This is a genomic window from Chryseobacterium sp. VAUSW3 (assembly GCF_002205795.1).
GTDB lineage: Bacteria > Bacteroidota > Bacteroidia > Flavobacteriales > Weeksellaceae > Kaistella > Kaistella yananensis.
In genome coordinates, this window is the sequence record NZ_NIUY01000002.1 from 88,267 (window position 1) to 107,377 (window position 19,111).

Annotated in this window: 15 protein-coding genes; 8 read left to right on the forward strand and 7 right to left on the reverse strand. The window is 37.9% G+C overall.

Annotated elements, in window-relative coordinates; translation table 11 throughout:
* Positions 1–65 precede the first annotated feature (65 nt).
* The 4 genes from CDW55_RS05625 (at position 66) to apaG (ending at position 5,216) form a co-directional block, all read left to right on the forward strand.
* Positions 66–2,879 (forward strand): 2-oxoglutarate dehydrogenase E1 component, encoded by a 2,814-nt coding sequence (locus CDW55_RS05625; RefSeq protein WP_088468795.1) that lies wholly within the window; start codon positions 66–68, stop codon positions 2,877–2,879.
* Between the two features lie 4 nt (positions 2,880–2,883).
* A complete protein-coding gene (locus CDW55_RS05630) occupies positions 2,884–3,456 on the forward strand; it encodes a hypothetical protein (protein ID WP_088468796.1) in 573 nt (190 codons plus the stop codon).
* Between the two features lie 23 nt (positions 3,457–3,479).
* On the forward strand, positions 3,480–4,745 hold the full coding sequence (gene odhB / locus CDW55_RS05635; RefSeq protein ID WP_088468797.1) for a 2-oxoglutarate dehydrogenase complex dihydrolipoyllysine-residue succinyltransferase: 1,266 nt from the start codon (positions 3,480–3,482) through the stop codon (positions 4,743–4,745).
* 84 nt (positions 4,746–4,829) lie between these two features.
* On the forward strand, positions 4,830–5,216 hold the full coding sequence (gene apaG / locus CDW55_RS05640) for a Co2+/Mg2+ efflux protein ApaG (protein ID WP_088468798.1): 387 nt from the start codon (positions 4,830–4,832) through the stop codon (positions 5,214–5,216).
* A gap of 75 nt (positions 5,217–5,291) precedes the next feature.
* Here the strand turns inward: apaG and CDW55_RS05645 are convergent, their stop codons facing one another.
* The 6 genes from CDW55_RS05645 to CDW55_RS05670 form a co-directional block, all read right to left on the reverse strand.
* Complete coding sequence (locus CDW55_RS05645; RefSeq protein WP_228399614.1) at positions 5,292–5,849, reverse strand: 3'-5' exonuclease; 558 nt, start codon at positions 5,847–5,849, stop codon at positions 5,292–5,294.
* Positions 5,850–5,896: 47 nt separating this feature from the next.
* Positions 5,897–6,664 carry an alpha/beta hydrolase gene (locus CDW55_RS05650; protein WP_088468799.1) on the reverse strand — a complete coding sequence of 256 codons (768 nt, stop codon included), beginning with the start codon at positions 6,662–6,664 and terminating at the stop codon, positions 5,897–5,899.
* A 5-nt stretch (positions 6,665–6,669) separates the two neighbouring features.
* Positions 6,670–7,950 (reverse strand): hemolysin family protein, encoded by a 1,281-nt coding sequence (locus CDW55_RS05655; protein WP_088468800.1) that lies wholly within the window; start codon positions 7,948–7,950, stop codon positions 6,670–6,672.
* A gap of 54 nt (positions 7,951–8,004) precedes the next feature.
* Positions 8,005–8,862 carry an alpha/beta hydrolase gene (locus CDW55_RS05660; protein WP_088468801.1) on the reverse strand — a complete coding sequence of 286 codons (858 nt, stop codon included), beginning with the start codon at positions 8,860–8,862 and terminating at the stop codon, positions 8,005–8,007.
* Between the two features lie 78 nt (positions 8,863–8,940).
* Complete coding sequence (locus CDW55_RS05665) at positions 8,941–9,903, reverse strand: glycosyltransferase family 2 protein (RefSeq protein WP_088468802.1); 963 nt, start codon at positions 9,901–9,903, stop codon at positions 8,941–8,943.
* A 12-nt stretch (positions 9,904–9,915) separates the two neighbouring features.
* Complete coding sequence (locus tag CDW55_RS05670; protein ID WP_088468803.1) at positions 9,916–10,797, reverse strand: lysophospholipid acyltransferase family protein; 882 nt, start codon at positions 10,795–10,797, stop codon at positions 9,916–9,918.
* A gap of 76 nt (positions 10,798–10,873) precedes the next feature.
* Between CDW55_RS05670 and CDW55_RS05675 the strand changes: the two genes are divergently transcribed.
* Positions 10,874–11,461, forward strand: a complete 588-nt coding sequence (locus CDW55_RS05675) for a thioredoxin family protein (RefSeq protein WP_088468804.1) — start codon at positions 10,874–10,876, stop codon at positions 11,459–11,461.
* A 34-nt stretch (positions 11,462–11,495) separates the two neighbouring features.
* Here CDW55_RS05675 and CDW55_RS05680 read toward each other — a convergent pair whose 3' ends face one another.
* Positions 11,496–12,857, reverse strand: coding sequence for an aldehyde dehydrogenase (locus CDW55_RS05680; protein WP_088468805.1), 1,362 nt, complete (start codon positions 12,855–12,857; stop codon positions 11,496–11,498).
* 56 nt (positions 12,858–12,913) lie between these two features.
* Between CDW55_RS05680 and CDW55_RS05685 the strand changes: the two genes are divergently transcribed.
* The 3 genes from CDW55_RS05685 to CDW55_RS05695 all read left to right on the forward strand — a co-directional run bounded on the left by CDW55_RS05685 (position 12,914) and on the right by CDW55_RS05695 (position 19,008).
* Positions 12,914–13,720, forward strand: a complete 807-nt coding sequence (locus CDW55_RS05685; RefSeq protein ID WP_088468806.1) for an SDR family oxidoreductase — start codon at positions 12,914–12,916, stop codon at positions 13,718–13,720.
* A gap of 102 nt (positions 13,721–13,822) precedes the next feature.
* Positions 13,823–15,250 (forward strand): adenylosuccinate lyase, encoded by a 1,428-nt coding sequence (gene purB / locus CDW55_RS05690; RefSeq protein ID WP_088468807.1) that lies wholly within the window; start codon positions 13,823–13,825, stop codon positions 15,248–15,250.
* A gap of 62 nt (positions 15,251–15,312) precedes the next feature.
* A complete protein-coding gene (locus CDW55_RS05695; protein WP_088468808.1) occupies positions 15,313–19,008 on the forward strand; it encodes a phosphoribosylformylglycinamidine synthase in 3,696 nt (1,231 codons plus the stop codon).
* Positions 19,009–19,111: the final 103 nt, after the last annotated feature.

Below are 19,111 nucleotides of genomic sequence, written 5' to 3' on the forward strand. Positions count from 1 at the left end.
TATTAGTTCACTTATTTTGCTTAAATTTGTAGTAAAATAAATCAACAACAGTTAATCTGTAAATAATGGACAAATTTTCATTCCTGAACGCTGCTCATTCGCAGTTAATCGAAGACTTATACCAACAATATTTAAGATATCCCGATAGTCTGGAGCCTTCCTGGAAAGCATTTTTCCAGGGATTTGATTTTGCGCTCGAAAATTACGGTGACGAATATTCTGAAAATACTTCAGTTTCAGCAAATTCATCTGAAAAAGTAGTGCAGTTTGCCAACCAGTCTGCATCAAGTGGTCAAATTCCGGATGATATTCAGAGAGAATTCAAAGTTTTAAATTTAATTGAGGCTTACAGACACAGAGGGCATTTGTTTACCAATACCAACCCTGTTCGCCAGAGAAGACATTATGAGCCTACACTGGCAATCGAAAATTTCGGACTTACGCAGGCCGACCTTACCCGTAAATTCAATTCCGCTACAGAAATCGGAATGCCGGGCGCAGCAACACTTCAGGATATTGTAAAACGTTTAGAAAATATCTATTGCGAATCTATCGGGGTAGAGTATATGCACATTAATAATACGGATGAAAAACTGTATATCAGAAAATGGCTTCAGGTAAACGAAAACCGTGCTCAGCTTAATGCTTCTGAGAAAACTGAAATTTTAGGCAAGCTGAACCAGGCGGTTGCTTTTGAAAATTATCTGCACACCAAATTCGTTGGGCAGAAGAGATTTTCACTCGAAGGAGGTGAATCGCTAATTCCTGCGCTTGATCAGCTCATCACGCGTTCTTCGCAACACGGAGTTGATGAAGTGGTGTTAGGAATGGCTCACCGCGGAAGATTAAATGTACTCACCAATATTTTCGGGAAATCTTACAAACAGATTTTCTCAGAATTTGAAGGAAAAGAATTTGAGGAGGATGTATTTTCAGGTGACGTAAAATATCACTTGGGTTCATCCAAAAAAATAAAAACAGCCAACGGAGAAGAAGTTTCAATCAACCTTACCCCGAATCCCTCGCATCTGGAAACCGTTGCAGCTTTGGTTGAAGGTATATGCCGTGCGAAAGTAGATGATACCTACCACGACTACAAAAAAGTTTTACCGATTGTAATTCACGGTGACGGTGCAATTGCCGGCCAGGGAATTGTGTACGAAGTTGCGCAGATGATGACCCTCGAAGGTTACAAAACCGGCGGTACAGTTCATATTGTTGTAAACAATCAGGTTTCATTTACCACCAATTACCTGGATGCACGTTCTTCTATTTACTGTACAGATATTGCTAAAGTTACCGAATCTCCGGTGATGCACGTAAATGCTGATGATGTGGAAGCTGTAGTACATGCCATCAGATTTGCAGCAGATTTCCGTGCTCAGTTTGGTAAAGACGTCTACATCGATTTATTAGGCTACAGAAAATACGGTCACAACGAAGGTGATGAGCCTCGTTTTACCCAGCCGAATCTTTATAAAGCGATTTCAAAACATCCAAATCCACGCGAGATTTACAAAGAAGTGCTTATTAAGGAAGGAATTGTTTCTGATGAGGTGCTGAAAAAAATGGAAAGCGAATTCAAAAATCTATTGGATGCAGATTATGACGCATCGAAGGAAATTGAAAAAAATGCCATGGCTATCTTTATGGAAGATGCCTGGAAAGATTTCCCGCTTTGTCCGCGCGGCGCTATGCAAAACAGCGTAGATACCGGATTCGACTTAAAGATGCTGAAAGAGCTGGCAGTGAAAATGACTACTTTACCAGCTGATAAAAAATTCATTTCGAAAATTACCAGACTTTTCGAAAACCGTTTGAAAATGATCGAGAGCAATTCACTCGATTGGGCAATTGGAGAGTGGCTAGCTTATGCAACCTTACTTACTGAAGGTAAAAATGTACGTATTTCCGGGGAAGACGTGGAAAGAGGAACTTTCTCTCACCGTCACGCAATGGTGAAAACAGAAGATACAGAAGAAGAATACATCCCGTTAAGACATATTTCCGAGAGCCGTTTCGATATTTATAATTCGCATCTTTCAGAATATGGAGTTCTTGGTTTCGATTATGGTTATGCCATGGCTTCACCAAATACACTTACAATCTGGGAAGCACAGTTTGGGGATTTCGTCAACGGAGCTCAGATTATCATCGACCAGTATTTAGCAGCCGCTGAAGAAAAATGGAAAATCCAGAATGGTTTGGTGATGCTCTTGCCTCACGGTTTTGAAGGTCAGGGTGCAGAACACTCTTCAGCAAGATTGGAAAGATTTTTAACGCTTTGTGCGAACGAAAATATGGTGGTTGCGAACGTAACTACGCCTGCAAACTACTTCCACTTGTTGAGAAGACAGTTGAAGTGGAACTTTAGAAAACCTTTGGTAGTGATGTCGCCTAAATCTTTGTTGAGACATCCAAAAGTGGTTTCTCCGCTTGAAGATTTTGCAAACGGAACATTCCAGCCAATTATTGATGATGCGACTGCAGATGCTGCTAAAGTTGAAAGACTAATTCTTTGTTCTGGGAAAATTTACTACGAATTATTAGCGAAAAAAGAAGAACTGAATATGGAAAATGTTGCTTTGGTAAGATTCGAGCAAATTTATCCTATTCAACAAGATAAAATCCAAGAAATTTTTGCAAAATACAGCAATAGAAAAGAATTGTATTGGGTACAGGAAGAACCTGAAAATATGGGTTCCTGGAGTTATATTTTGAGAAATTTCAGAGATACAGGAATTCAGGTAATCGCACCGGTTCCAAGTGGTTCTCCGGCTCCGGGTAGTCACAAAATGTTCGAAAGAAACCAAAATAATGTAATCAACAGAGTTTTCGACCGTGATGATGCTCCTGCAAAAAGACCGGTAACTGCGTAATTTTATGACCAAAAATATTTTTCTTTCACTGTTTATTCTTTTTTCTGCCCTATTTTTCGGACAGAATTTTAAAACTGATGTGGAAAACCAATTTCGGGATTATAATTCATTGATTTCTAATAAGGATTTTAAGAAAGCAATGGATCTGTATGCAAATGAAGATTTCTTTAAAATAGTTCCAAAGGAGCAATTAATCGAAATGATGGAGATGGTGATGAATGCTCCTGAAATGGAATTTAAAATGCATCCTCCTGAAAATATAATCATCGATGAGAAGAATGTTGTAAATGAAAACGGAAAAAAATATTTAAAACTAATTTATAATCAAAGACTTGATATGAAATTCAAGGATTCTAAGGTAAAACCTGAGGATTTGTTGTCAGCATTGCAAGGTCAGTTTGGTTATAATCAGGTGCGCTATAATGAAAAAACTGATTTTTTTGAGATAAACACTATAAAAAGTACAGTAGCTAATTCATCAGATTTTAAAAATTGGAAATTTACGGTTATCGAAAAAAAACAAATTCCAATTTTAAAGCAATTTATCCCTGAAAAATTTTTGAAAGAACTTAATTAACAAATATTAAAAAAATATATCCGATGTCAATATTAGAAATGAAAGTCCCTTCACCGGGAGAATCCATCACAGAAGTTGAAATCGCATCATGGTTGGTAAAAGACGGCGATTATGTAGAAAAAGACCAACCCATTGCTGAAGTTGATTCCGACAAAGCAACTCTTGATTTACCTGCTGAAGAAAGCGGAATTATCACTTTAAAAGCCGAAGAAGGTGAAGTGGTACAAGTTGGTCAAGTAGTTTGTTTAATCGACATGGATGCCAAAAAACCTGAAGGTTCAGCTCCTGCTTCGGAAGCTCCAAAAGCAGAAAACGCAGAAGCTCCGAAAGCAGAACAAAAAGTGGTTGAAAAACCTGCAATCGTTCAGGAAGCGAAAAAAGAAGAGGCAAAACCAACTTCTTACGCAACCGGAACTCCTTCACCTGCTGCAAAGAAAATCCTTGATGAGAAAGGAGTAGATGCATCGCAAGTTTCCGGTTCAGGAAAAGATGGCAGAATTACAAAACAGGACGCTGAAACTGCGTCGGTACCTGCAATGGGTGCTGCATCATTAACTGGCGGATCAAGATCTTCAAGCACCACAAAACTTTCAGTTCTCAGAAGAAAATTGGCAGCAAGATTGGTTTCTGTGAAAAATGAAACCGCAATGTTGACGACCTTCAACGAAGTTGATATGTCTGAAATCTTCAGAATAAGAAAACAATACAAGGAAGAATTTGCTCAAAAACACGGTGTAGGTTTAGGATTTATGTCTTTCTTCACCAAAGCGGTTACCAGAGCACTTCAAATGTATCCTGATGTAAATGCTTCAATTGATGGAGATTACAAAGTTAATTACGATTTCTGCGATATTTCAATTGCGGTTTCTGGACCAAAAGGCTTGATGGTTCCGGTTTTAAGAAATGCTGAAAACATGACCTTCCGTGGAGTAGAAGCCAACATCAAATCTTTGGCAGAAAAAGTAAGAGACGGTAAAATTACTGTTGATGAAATGACTGGCGGTACATTTACGGTAACAAACGGCGGAACTTTCGGATCTATGATGTCAACGCCGATTATCAACCCGCCTCAGTCTGCAATTCTGGGAATGCACAATATCCTGCAAAGACCGATGGCGATTGACGGGCAGGTAGTAATTCGTCCGATGATGTATGTTGCACTTTCGTACGACCATAGAATTATCGATGGTAAAGAATCTGTTGGTTTCCTGGTTGCAGTAAAAGAAGCAATCGACAATCCTGTTGAATTCTTAATGGGAGGCGACGAAAGAAAAGCGCTTGAATTATAAATTTATCCGAGCGATTTATAAAATAAATGAAATCCCGTACTGAAAAGGCGGGATTTTTGCATTTCCCCTAAAAAACCTACTGAAATGTTTTCTACAACTACCTTTGATATTAAAGTCTCTGTAATTCCCGAATATGATATTAAAAACAGTTTTCCGTCTGAAAACCGTTTTGTATTCAAGTATCATGTAACCATCGAAAACCTTGGCGACCATCCGGTGCAGCTTTTGAAAAGGAAATGGCTGATTTATGATGTAGGTTTCGGTTACACTGAAGTGGAAGGCGATGGTGTAATAGGTCTTACTCCCGAGATCAACCCTGGAGAAACATTCAAATATTTTTCTAATGTTGTGCTGCGCTCGGGAGTTGGCAGTATGAGCGGTGTTTATTTTTGCATCAATCTTCACAACAGCGAAAATTTAGCGATCGATATTCCCAAATTTAACCTGATGGCAGAGGTTTTAAGCAATTAAGAAATGATTCAAAATATAATTTAAACGGTACAGTTTACTGCTGATGCCGTTTTTTTTGTTTAAAAGTTTGAGAAGTTAGAGCAATTTCATGTTTTTCTTCATTACTTCCTGTACTTCGTCGTTCGAGGTAACCATCAGTTTATCGAAAGCCAGCAGCGAAATTTTAGCGCAAACTTCCGCATCGTCCCCGGCACGGTGATGGTTGAACGAGAGTTGGTGATGTTCTGCCAAACTTTTCAGTCCGTATTTCGGCAGGTTTTTCCAGGATTTCTTCGCGACCGAAATACTGCAGAGGTAATTAATTTTTGGCTTGAAAAAACCGTAATAATCGAGACAACTCCGCAGTACACCCGCATCAAAGGCTGCATTGTGCGCAATCATAAGATTGCCGTACATCAGGTTTTCCGCTTCATGCCAAATATCTTCAAAGGTAGGTGCATCCTGCACATCTTCAGGAACAATTCCATGCACATCAATATTACGGGGATGGAAGTAGGGGAAACTCGGCGGTTTTATAAGCCAGGTCTGGGTTTTTACAATCTCTCCGTTTTCCACAACGCAGATTCCCATTTCGCAGGCAGAGTTGCGTTCGTGGGTGGCTGTTTCGAAATCGATGGCGCAGAAATCTATCATGAATTGCTCTAGGTTTTTGAATTAATTCTAATTTGATGATTTGTAAGTTATTTTAAAATTTCTCTCATTTCATCAGTGTATTGCTGAAATTTCGCCAGATCATCATGAGTTCCGCCTTCAACTTCTATAAATTTTTTTGGAAGAGAAGGATGGTGATCCGCAAATATTTTGAAAAGTTTTTTTCCTGAATTTATCGGAACTATTTTGTCCTTGGTTCCATGAAAATGGTAAAGAGCGGTGTTGATATTGAGAATATTTTCGTTGGAAAGAAAATGATATGTCATTTTGGTTGAAACTTTATCAGTTACTTTAACAGGAAGCCAACGGTTGGCGATATCCTGCAGATTATAAAATGTAGCTTCAAGAATAACCACTTTTGGATTGTTATCGGCAGCCATTTTTACGGCAAATGCACCGCCAAGACTTCTTCCGTAAACTACAGTATTTTCTTCGCCATAATGCTGTTTTGCGAAATCATATACAAACTGTGCGTCAGAATACAGAAATTTTTCGTTTCTTGAACCTGAGCTTTTTCCGTAGCCACGGTAATCCATTATCAGTATGTCATAACCAAATTTAGTAAACTCCGAGGCAATTTTTCCCCAACGGTGAAGGTTATCGGCATTCCCATGAAAATACAGGATTATGCCTTTGGGATTTTTAATTTTAAAGTGCAGCACATTTATTAAGCCTTCAAAAGGAGTTTCCCATAAATATTCTTCAAAATCAACTTCAAAGTTGAATTCATGTTTTGGGTGCAATGGAACGGGAAGAAACACTACCTTTTCCTGAAAGTATTGAAGGATTTTTGCCATGATTATTAAGGCTTAGTTCTTGTAATGAGGATTTTATCTACACGCTGGCCATCTTTATCAAGAATTTCGAGTTCAAGATCCTCAATATTGATTTTATCACCAACCTGTGTCACGCCGTGATGTTGGTTCAGGAAAAAGCCAACCAAAGTGGTGTAATTATCTTTGTTATCGAACTCATAATCAATGTCAAAATACTTTAGGAATTCTACAATCGGAACCTGCCCGTCAGCCAGCCAGGAATTTTCGTTCCGTTCGGTGATTCGGTAATCGAAGTTATCTTCGGTCGTGGTGTCACCAACCAAAGCATCCAGCAAATCACCCAAAGTAATCATTCCCACCGTGTTTCCGTACTCGTCGATTACAATTCCGTAGTGGTTTTTCTCTTTTTTGAAAACTTCAAGAGCTTTATAGGCATAACTGTTTTCGTTAAAATAAAGAGGCTGTTTTACATATTTTTTAATATCGAATTTTTCGGATTCTTCAATGGGAAAAAGGTCTTTCAGTAAAACGATTCCAAGAATGTCATCTAAGTTATTTTTTTTGGTTACCGGATAGGCGGTATGTTTATCGTTTTTAATTTTCGCGAGAATTTCCGGTAACGAATCTTCAGTACTGAAAAAAGTCATTGCAGTTCTGTGCGTAAGCAATGTGTTGATTTTTCGGTCACCAAGTTCGAAAACGCGCTCTACAATATTGTGTTCTATGATATCGATTTCACCTTCCTGGGCGCTTTCTTTTATGATCGATTTTATTTCCTCTTCGGTCACAATACTGTCGGAACTGCTTTTAATTCCCAATAATTTCAGGATTAAATTATTTGAAGTACTGAGCAGCCATACAAACGGGGAAGTGATTTTCGACAGAATATCCATTGGTTTTGCTACCATCGTTATTACAATTTCCGGATACGTCATGGCAATTCTCTTCGGCAGAAGTTCGCCCAGCAGTATCGACAGATAGGTAATGAATATTACAATACCGGCCGTTGCTAAAGTTTTTGAATAGGGTTCAATAGCGGAAAACCTGCTCAGAAAATGCTGCAAATCTGTTGTCAGATTTTCTCCAGAATAAACACCGAGTAAAATTCCGATAAGCGTGATTCCGATCTGTACTGTAGAGAGGAATTTCGTGGGATGTTCCGAAAGTTCAAGCGCTTTTTTAGCTCCTGAACTGCCTTTTTTGCCAGCATTTTCGAGTTTAAATTTTCTGGAAGACACCAGTGACATTTCAGACATGGAAAAAATTCCGTTAAGCAGCACCAGAAATATAATGATAATAAGTTCCATTAAGAATAAAAATTTACAGCAAAGATAAATGAATTGTGAAAAGCAGAAGCAATTTTAATTTCTATGTCTTACGTTTAAACTGGTTTTTTCTTTATCGATTACTGTTTTCCGTTCATCGAAAATTTCTTCCATCACATGGTGATATTCTTCAAAATGATGCACATTTATATGACCTGCACCCAAAATCACGTAGAGTCTTGTAAGTTTAGGATTAATTTCTGAAAGATCTACGGCGGTTTTGATAGGGACCAGTCGGTCATCGCTGCCATGAATAATTTTAACAGGACATTTTACATTTTTTAAATACTGAAATGTGGGTATGTTGTACCGCAGAAAAGGTTTTGCCGGCATAAACGGCAAATACCTGTGAATAGTCCGCAGAAGAGAATAGAGTGGTGAGGTTAAAATAAGAAGGCGTGGATTATTTTTTGCTGCCAGTCTTGCCGCGAATCCCGAGCCAAGTGAGCGGCCGTACACGACAATTTTTTCCTCAGAAAATTCGTTTTTTACAATATCATAAATAAATTGGGAGTCTCTTTTCATGGCTTCTACCGTGCGTTTTCCGGTACTTTTTCCGAAACCGCGGTAATCCATCATGATCACTTCATAGCCGAGTCTTGTGAAATCAATGGCAAATTTGCCCCAACCTTTGATGCTTTTGGTATTTCCTTTCAGGTAAATCACAACGCCTTTCGGTTCGTCAACCTGAAAATGTAGATAATTTATTTTCGCGCCAGATTCGGGCTCAACCGTTTTTTCATCGGCTTTTAAATGTTCGTAAGCGAATTTGAAATCTGGTGGAAGTTTTTCCGGCTGAAAGAAAAATTTATGCTGAAAAAAATAAATCAGCAACCCGATCGCCAAAATAATGATAACAATGATTGTTATGATGAAATATAAATCTACATTCATTTATATAAATGTAATGCATTTTATTTGATTTCAAGAAAAGATTAGAAAATTTTAAATAAAGAAAACACTGGTGACTAATTAAATAAAGTGTTTAAAAATCAGCCATTTACATTGATAATAATTTCTTATCTGCTTTTTACCGCGTAATTTTATAGTTTCCGGCAACTCCGCGTAAAAGCTGACATGAGCCCGCAAAACTGCCCAAAGATGAGGCAATCCGTTTTTGAATGCAAAATATAAAGCTGCCGCGCCATCAAGAATCAGTCGTGAAAGAATAATCCAGAAAACTACTGAAAACGGAAGATTTTTCACAAGCATGGAAAGATTATTCCGCATATTAAGGAAGGTTTTTTGGGCGCTTTGCTTGTTCAAAGTTCCGCCTCCTACATGATAAACTGTAGATTTTCCGGTGTAGAAAATTTTCTTTCCGTCGTTTTTAAGCCGCCAGCATAGATCGATTTCTTCCTGATGCGCAAAAAATCTCGCATCGAAACCGTTCTGCTTCCAGAAATCTTCAGAACGTATAAATAAACAGCAGCCAGAAGCCCAGAAAATTTCGGTTTCGTCATCGAATTGGCCTTTGTCTTCTTCAATATTTTCAAAAACTCTCCCACGGCAGTACGGATAACCCAGGTTATCGATGAAACCACCGGCAGCACCGGCAAATTCGAAGAAATTCCTGCGGTTGTAATCTAAAATTTTGGGTTGAACCGCCGCGATCTTTAAATCTTTTTGAAATAAATCTAAAACCGGCTTCAGCCAGTTTTCGGTAACCTCCACGTCCGAATTCAGCAGGCAGTAAATCTCCGCATCAATTTTTTTTAATCCCTCATTGTAACCGCCTGCAAATCCTTGATTTTCAGTATTCTGTATAATTTTTACCTGCGGAAAGTTCAGTTTCAAAAACACTACAGAATCATCCGTTGAAGCGTTATCAATCACATAAACGTCGGTATTTTCTGAATGCAAAATTACATTGGGAAGAAATTTTTCTAACCAGTTTTTTCCGTTCCAGTTCAATATGGCAATGGCTAAATTCAAGGATTTTGATTTTTAGTTTGCGTCATCCATCACTTTTATGGCGTGCTGGTATTTCCATCTGCGGTGGGACCAAAGATAGTTGTCTGGCCTTTTATTGATAGTGTTTTCAAGAAGTTTATGAAATTTCTTTACCACTTCATGTTCCACAAACTGCTCGCCGTCGGGATAAATTCTGTAATAATTGATCTGATAATAGCCGCGCTTCACTTTTTTCATTTCACAGAAAACAAAAGCCAGATCCATCCTCGTAGAAAGTTTATCGTACCCGATGAAAGCTGGAGTTTTCTGGTTCAGGAAATTTAATCCGAAAGAAACTTCTGATACATGCGGTGACTGATCTGCTACAAACATATACACTGATTTTCCGTCATTAGGATTGCGGAGAATATGCCGAATAACTTCTTTTGCTTCGAGCGCAGTATTGCCGAAACGGTTGCGGATACCTTTGATTTTTTCTTCCCAAAAACTGTTCTGAACCTTGCGGTAAACCGGGAAGCAGTTTTCTTGCGGAATGATGGTAGCCAAAGCATTAAACCATTCCCAATTAAAAACATGGCCAGTAAGCAGAATTACGTTTTTGTTTTCAGCATTTGCCTCATGAAAAACATCCTGATTAAGATGCTGAACCCTTACACGAAGTTCTTTGGAAGAAATGGTAAAAGCTTTTAGGGTTTCTACGATATAATCAGAGAAATTGCGATAAAAACTTTTACGGATTTTGTCAATTTCTGACTCAGATTTTTTTGGAAATGAATTTTTGAGGTTTTCGGTCACCACTTCTTTTCTATAGCCCACCAGACTGTACATCAGAAAAAAAATAACATCTGACAGTACATATAAAACCCGAAGCGGGAGCTTCGAAAAAAGAATGATAATTTTAAATAAAAAATTCACAGTTTGCAAATTTAGCAATTATTAACTTGAATGGTCCCGCTAATTTTGTTAATTTGCACATCAAAATCAAAAATCAATGAAAATTAATTTTTTAAAAATATTTGCGTTCGCATCGGTCTTTATTTCAGGAATAGGATGTGCACAAAAATCTGATACAAAATCGGCTGAAAAATCTTCCGGAGCAACTGTTGCCGTAGAACAGGATTCCGCCGCAATTGCTGAAGCAAAGAAGAAAGCCGCAGCTGAGGAGAAAGCCAAACTTCCGAAACCTTATAACGCAACAGAAAATGCCGAAGGTAAAATCTCCGAATTGGTAAAAAAAGCAAAAGCAGAGAATAAAAATATCATTTTACAAGCCGGAGGAAACTGGTGTATTTGGTGTCTAAGGTTCAACAATTTTGTTCAAACAACTCCGGAATTGAAAGAAATCGTAGATGCAAATTTCCTTTATTACCACTTGAATTATTCGCCGGAGAACAAAAACGAGAAAGTTTTTGCGAAATATGATAATCCGGGAGCGAAATTCGGATACCCGGTTTTTGTCGTTCTGGACAAAAACGGAAAGATGATTCATACCCAAGATAGCGCGGTGCTAGAAGAGGGAAAGGGGTATAGCAAAGAAAAAGTGAAAGCGTTTTTCGAGAAGTGGAGTCCAAAATCATAAAACATAAAAGTTCCGGAAATTTCCGGAACTTTTTTTATAGCAGTTTCTTAATCCAATTCATTTTTTTCTCCGTGTATGGCGGATATTTCAAATCGGGCTCGCCCCAATTTACACGCTCGAGAACGGCTTTTTGATGGGAAAAAGTTTCAAAGCCAAATTTTCCATGGTAATTTCCAATTCCCGAATTACCAACACCTCCGAATGGTAAATTTTCATTGCTCAAGTGCATCACCACATCGTTAATACATCCACCACCAAAGGAAATTTTCGAAGTAAAACTCTCTTTTTCTTCGGAATTATTGGTGAAAAGATAAGCAGCCAGGGGTTTTTCTTTTTCTGAGATTTTAAGCAAAGCTTCATTAAAATTATTAAAAGTGAGAACCGGCAAAATCGGACCAAAAATTTCTTCCTGCATTACAGCGTCTTCCCAACTGATTTCATGCAAAATCGTGGGTTCGATATAAAGTTTTTGAGCGTCGTGTGTTCCACCGAAATAGATCTTATCTTTTTCAATGAAATTTACCAGTCTGTCGAAATTTCTTCGATTGATTATTTTTGTATAATGTTCCGAATCTGGTTGGTACTTGAATTTCTGAATGTAAGATTTCAATGTATCCAGAAAACTGTCTCTCACTTTTTCATCCACCAAAATATAATCCGGAGCCACACACGTTTGTCCGGCATTGAGAAATTTTCCCCAAACAATTCTTTTGGCTGCTACCTCAAAATCAGCATTTGCAGTTACAATTGCCGGACTTTTTCCACCCAATTCCAAAGTTACTGGTGTTAAATTTTTCGCAGCAGCTTCATATACGATTTGTCCAACTTTTGTGCTTCCTGTGAAAAATATTTTATCAAATTTCAGTTTTAGTATTTCCGTAATTTCTTTCACAGCGCCTTCTGCCACGAAAATATAATCATTAGGAAAGTTTTCATTGATGATTTTTGCCATTGCTTTCATCGTATTTTCAGCAACTTCGCTGGGTTTTACAATACAGGTGTTTCCTGCGGCCATAGAAGTAACCAGAGGAGAAAGCGAAAGTTGGTACGGATAATTCCACGCACCAATCACCAGTGTACAACCGAGTGGTTCGCTATGGATTTTACTCGTTCCAAGTTGATTCGCAAGGTTGGTTTTTACTTTCTTTGGCTTCGACAGGGAATTGAGGTTTTTCAGGTAAAAATCGATGTCTTTTAAAATGAAAGAAATTTCTGTCGTAAAAGTATCAAATCTCGATTTTCCGAAGTCTTTGTAAATGGCCTCATAAAGCAATTCTTCATTTTTAATGATCAAATCTCGCAGTTTTTCCAGATACATTTTTCTGAACTTGATGCTTTTGGTTTTCTGGCTGTTAAAAAAGGTACGCTGATCTGCTAATATCTTTTCAAAATTCATTACATTTATTTTATAATTCAAACAAATTTACTCCAAATTAAAGAGATAAAGATAAAATGGATTTCAGAAGTAAAAAAATTCTAATTACCGGCGGGTGTTCCGGAATTGGGAAAATTATGGCGAGAAAATCTTTGGAAAGAGGCGTCAAAAAACTGGTGATTTGGGATATTAATGAAGAAAATTTAGCGATTACAAAACAGGAATTCGCAAAATTTGGCCATGAAATTTTTACCTATCATGTGAATGTTTCGAATTTGGATGAAATTAGAATTGCTGCGCAGAAAGTACGTACAGAGGTAGGAAAGATTGATATTCTAATTAATAATGCAGGAATTGTAGTCGGAAAATATTTTCATGAACATAACCATGACGAGATTCAGAAAAGCATGCTCATCAATTCCAACGCTTTCATGCATATTGGGCTCGAATTTCTTCCCGGAATGATGGCGGATAATTCAGGAGCGATTTGCAATATTGCTTCATCTGCCGGATTAATTTCTAATCCCAAAATGTCGGTTTATACCGCTTCAAAATGGGCAGTTGTCGGGTGGAGCGACAGTTTAAGATTGGAAATGGAACAACTCGGAAAGAATATTTCCTTCACCACCATCATGCCTTTTTATATTAATACAGGAATGTTTGATGGTGTAAAATCGAAACTGCTTCCTATTCTGGAACCTGAAAAAACTTCAGAAAGAATCATAAAAGCAATTGAGAACGAAACAAAAATGCTTGCAATGCCAATGCCGTATTGGTTTATTCGACTTTCTCAAGGGCTTTTGCCACTGCCAATATTCGATTGGGTGATGAAAAATGTTTTCGGAGTTTACGATACGATGAAAGATTTCAAAGGCAGAAAGTAACCCACAGGATTTGTTGATTTTAGCACTAAAAAATGCAAATGCAAGTCCTCAGATTCTTATAATTTTCTTAAATTTGTGCATCTAAAAAAGTAAAAAGAAAGAATGAATTCCTACAAAAATCCTCTTGAAGAACGCTATTCAAGTGAGGAAATGCTCTATAATTTTTCGCCGAACAACAAGTTCAGAAACTGGCGAAAATTGTGGATCGCCCTTGCCGAAATCGAAAAAGATCTTGGTTTGGATATTTCCGACGAACAAATCGCACAACTCAAAGAAAACGCAGAAAACATTGATTATGTGAAAGCTGCAGAATACGAAAAAAAATTCCGACACGACGTGATGGCTCATGTGCACACGTACGGCGATGCGGCTCCTTCTGCAAAAGGAATTATCCATTTGGGCGCGACTTCCGCTTTTGTAGGCGATAACACCGATTTAATTCAAATGCGCGACGGATTGTTGCTTTTGAGAAAACAATTGGTGAATGTCATTAAAAATTTGTCGGATTTCGCTTTGAAATATAAAGATTTGCCGACTTTAGGATTTACGCACTATCAGCCAGCGCAATTGACGACCGTGGGGAAACGTGCTACACTTTGGTTACAATCTTTAATTTTGGATTTTGAAGAACTCGAATTTTTCCTCGAAACTTTAAGATTCCGCGGTGTTAAAGGAACAACCGGAACTGCAGCTAGCTTTTTGGAGCTTTTCAATGGCGATTATTCCAAAGTAAAACATTTGGATACAGAACTTTCAAAACGTTTTGGATTTGATAAAGTTTTTGGCGTTTCCGGGCAAACGTACGACCGAAAAATTGATGCGAAAGTTTTGGCTTTATTGTCGAATATTGCTCAATCTGCCCATAAATTCACGAATGATTTACGACTATTGCAGAATTTAAAGGAAATTGAAGAACCTTTCGAAAAAAATCAAATCGGTTCCTCAGCGATGGCGTACAAAAGAAATCCAATGCGTTCCGAAAGAATCGGCTCGTTAGCGAAATTCGTGATGTCGCTTTCTTCGAGTTCCGCCATGGTGGCAGCAACGCAATGGTTTGAAAGAACGTTGGATGATTCAGCGAACAAAAGACTCGCAATTCCGCAATCTTTCCTTGCTGTGGATGCTATTTTGTTGATTTGGAACAACATTATGAACGGAATAGTGGTTTACGAAAACCGTATCAAAAAACATATCATGGACGAACTTCCTTTCATGGCGACAGAATATATCATTATGGAAGAAGTAAAAGCTGGAGGCGATCGTCAGGAAATCCACGAAACCATCCGCGTGCACTCCATGGAAGCTTCTAAAAAAGTAAAAATCGAAGGCAAAGAAAACGACCTGATCGAAAGGATTTTGAACGATGATTCCCTGAAAATGGATAAGTCCAAATTTATGGAAATGCTCGACCCGAAAAATTTCATCGGATTCGCTCCGATTCAAACCGAGGAGTTTGTCCAGAATGAAGCACAACCAATTCTTGATAAATATTCCGATTTAATTGGCTTAGAAGCTGACCTTAAAGTATAAATTGATGCAGGCAATTTTGTCTGCATTTTTTAATGTTTTACTCCCTTTAAAATTGACATAGAATGTCTGATAAAAAAAGAATTTTTGTAGAAAAACGCGGCATTTTCGATGTGGAAAGTCCTAAGATTTTCAGTGAAGTAAAAACCATCGTTCCTCATATTCAGGATGTGAAAGTTTATAACATTTATGATCTGTTCGGGATCGAAGAAAACGATCTTAACAAAGTAATATTCAATACTTTTGTAGATCCGGTCGTTGATATTCTTCACACCGAAAACCCGGCTAAAAACCTTCATTTTGCTACTGAATTTCTACCTGGCCAATACGATCAAAGAGCAGATTCTGCGCAACAATGTATCGCTCTACTCACAGAAAATGAAAACTCAAAAGTGAGAAGCGGAAAGTTGATTGAACTTTTTGGCGTTACAGAAAATGAAATTGATAAAATAAAAAATCATTTAATTAACAAAGTCGAAAGTCAGGAAAAAGATTTGTCCAATTTTGAAATCCCGTCGGAAGAAACCCCAGATCCGGTTATTATTCACGAGGGTTTTATTGATTTTTCTACGGATCAACTTAATGAGTTTTATCACCAACATGGTTTTGCGTTGGGATTCGATGATTTAGAATTTATTCAGAATTATTTCAAATCTGAAAACCGAAATCCATCGGAAACCGAACTCAAAGTGCTCGATACCTATTGGAGCGATCATTGTCGACATACCACTTTCGAAACAGCATTAACTGATATTCAGTTTAATGATTCTTTTAAAGATACTTTAGAAAGAATTTTTAATGATTATTTAGAGAAAAGAAAATTTCTCGGAAGAGAAGCAAAACCGATTTCTTTGATGGATTTGGCTACGGTCTGTGCAAGATATTTCCACAAAACCGGTAAGCTGGAAAACCTCGTTGTTTCTGATGAAATCAATGCGTGTACCATAGAAATTGAAGCCGAATTTGATGGCAAAAAGGAACCTTGGTACCTTTTATTTAAAAATGAAACACACAATCACCCGACAGAGATAGAACCTTTTGGTGGTGCTTCTACGTGTTTAGGTGGCGCAATCCGCGATCCATTGTCCGGTAGAGCGTTTGTTTATCAGGCGATGCGACTTTCCGGAGCTGCAGATGTTTTGGAACCGATTTCTGAAACTTTACCTGGAAAACTTCCGCAAAGAACTATTTCTAAACAAGCTGCAAACGGCTATTCTTCCTACGGTAACCAAATTGGTTTGGCGACGACTTTAGTGAATGAGGTTTACCATGAAGGTTACAAAGCAAAACGAATGGAAGTGGGTTTTGTAGTTGGAGCGGTGAAGAAAGATTGGGTCCGACGGGAGAAACCACAACCTGGAGATTTGGTGATTTTGCTGGGTGGGGCAACCGGCCGCGATGGAGTTGGAGGAGCAACTGGAAGTTCAAAAGAACAAGATGAGACCTCTATTCATACGCTTTCTACAGAAGTTCAGAAAGGGAACGCGGTGGAAGAACGTAAAATTCAGCGTTTATTCAGAAATCCTGATGTTACTACTTTAATTAAAAAATCCAACGATTTTGGAGCCGGTGGCGTTTCTGTTGCTATCGGCGAGATTGCTGATTCGTTGGAAATTAACCTTGATATTTTGCCTTTGAAATATGAAGGGTTAAACGGAACCGAACTCGCTATTTCCGAATCTCAGGAAAGAATGGCGGTGGTGATTGAAGCGAAGGACAAAGAAAAATTCATCAAATTCTGCGAAAATGAAAATATCAAAGCTGTAGAAGTGGCGAAAGTAACCGATTCCGGAAGAATGCAGATGTTTTGGCAAGGAAATAAAATTGTGGATTTAAGCCGCAATTTTTTAGATACTAACGGTTGTGCAAAATCTCAACGCGCGGAAATTTCACATTTGCAAAAAGTTGATAATCAAAATATCAAATTTACTGAGGAGAATTTCTTGAAGGCAATTTCTAGTAAAAACAATGCTTCGCAAAAAGGTTTGGCAGAAATGTTTGACGCATCCGTTGGCGGAACTTCCGTTGCGATGCCTTTCGGAGGGAAATATCAGGAAACTGAGATGGAAGGAAGCGTACAAACACTTCCTGTTTTAAACGCAGTAAATATCGAAACTGTTTCTTTGGCAAGTTGGGGTTTTGATGCGGAAATTTCTTCGCAAAACTCGATGATTGGAGCTGCAAATGCGGTGGTTGAAAGCGTTGCGAAAATCGTGGCAATGGGAGGGAAATATCAAAATATCCGTTTGAGTTTTCAGGAATATTTCGAAAAACTGGGAAATAAACCCGAAAAATGGGGAAAACCTTTGGCTTCCTTGCTGGGAGCTTACGATGCACAAATGAATTTGGAACTCGCTGCAATTGGCGGAAAAGATTCGATGAGTGGAAGTTTCCAGGATATCAATGTACCGCCAACGCTGATTTCTTTTGCTTGTGCAAATGGCGAAAAGAAAAATATCATTTCTCCGGAACTGAAAAAAGCGGGAAACAAATTGTATTTTTTCCAACATGTTCCTCAGGAAAATGGTTTGCCGGATTATGAAAATTTGAAGAAAGTTTTCGATGATATTTATGAAAATATTCAATTAGGAAATATCGTTTCTGTTAAAACTGTGAAAGATGGAGGAGTAGCAGTGGCCTTGGCAAAAATGTGTTTTGGAAATCAATTAGGAGCTGCAATTTCTTTGGAAGAAGGTTTACTTTTAAATAAAAATATTGGAAGTTTAATTATTGAAACTACCTCAGATTTGAAAAATAATTTGTTTCAATTTATTGGTGAGGTTAAAGCTGATAAAGTTTTAATAATTAATGATTTAAAAATTTCTATCTCAAGTTTATTTGAGGCTTGGAAAGGAACTTTTGAAGAACTATTTCCGACGGTAGAGAAAGAAAAAATTGTGGTAGAACTGGACGAAAAATTCAATGCCACAAAAGCAAAAACCATAACAATTCAAAAACACGGAATTGCAAAACCTCGTGTTTTTGCACCTATTTTTCCGGGAACCAATTGTGAATATGAAACTCAAAATGCTTTCCGAAAAGAAGGTGCGGAAGTTTCAAGTTTGCCGTTGATCAATTTGAATCATCAGCTTCTCAACGAAAGTCTGGATGCGTGGATTTCGCAAATCAATCAGTCTCAAATTTTGGTGTTTTCCGGAGGTTTCTCTGCCGGTGATGAGCCGGATGGTTCCGCAAAATTCATTGTCAATGTTTTGAAAAACGAGAAAATGAAAAATGCAGTTCACGAATTATTGAACCGCGATGGAATGATTCTCGGAATTTGCAACGGGTTCCAAGCGTTGGTAAAATCCGGGCTTTTGCCATATGGTGAAATTCGCGATTTAGATGAAAATTCGCCTACTTTGGCGCACAATGCGATCGGAAGACATATTTCTCAAATGGTTGATGTGAAAGTTGTCAGTGATCAGTCGCCGTGGTTAAAAGGGATGAAAGATCAGGTTTTTACCATTCCGATTTCTCACGGGGAAGGAAGGTTTATGGCTTCTGAGGAAGTGATTAAAGAATTATATGAAAACGGACAAATTGCGACGCAATATATTGATTTTGAAGGGAATATTGCGCACGGAATGCCTTTTAATCCAAATAATTCTTTATTCGGGATTGAAGGTATTGCAAGTAAATCCGGGAAAATTTTTGGTAGAATGGGGCATCCGGAAAGATTTTCGCAAGGTTTGCTGAAGAATATTCCGACCGCCAATTATCATAATATTTTCAAAAATGGTGTGGAATACTTCAAGTAATTAGTGTTTTTTGATTTATGAGGATTTTAAAATTTAAAAATAAATTATAAGTAAATTTCCTTATAAAATAAATTTATTAGCGATTTAGCTTATATTTATGTTT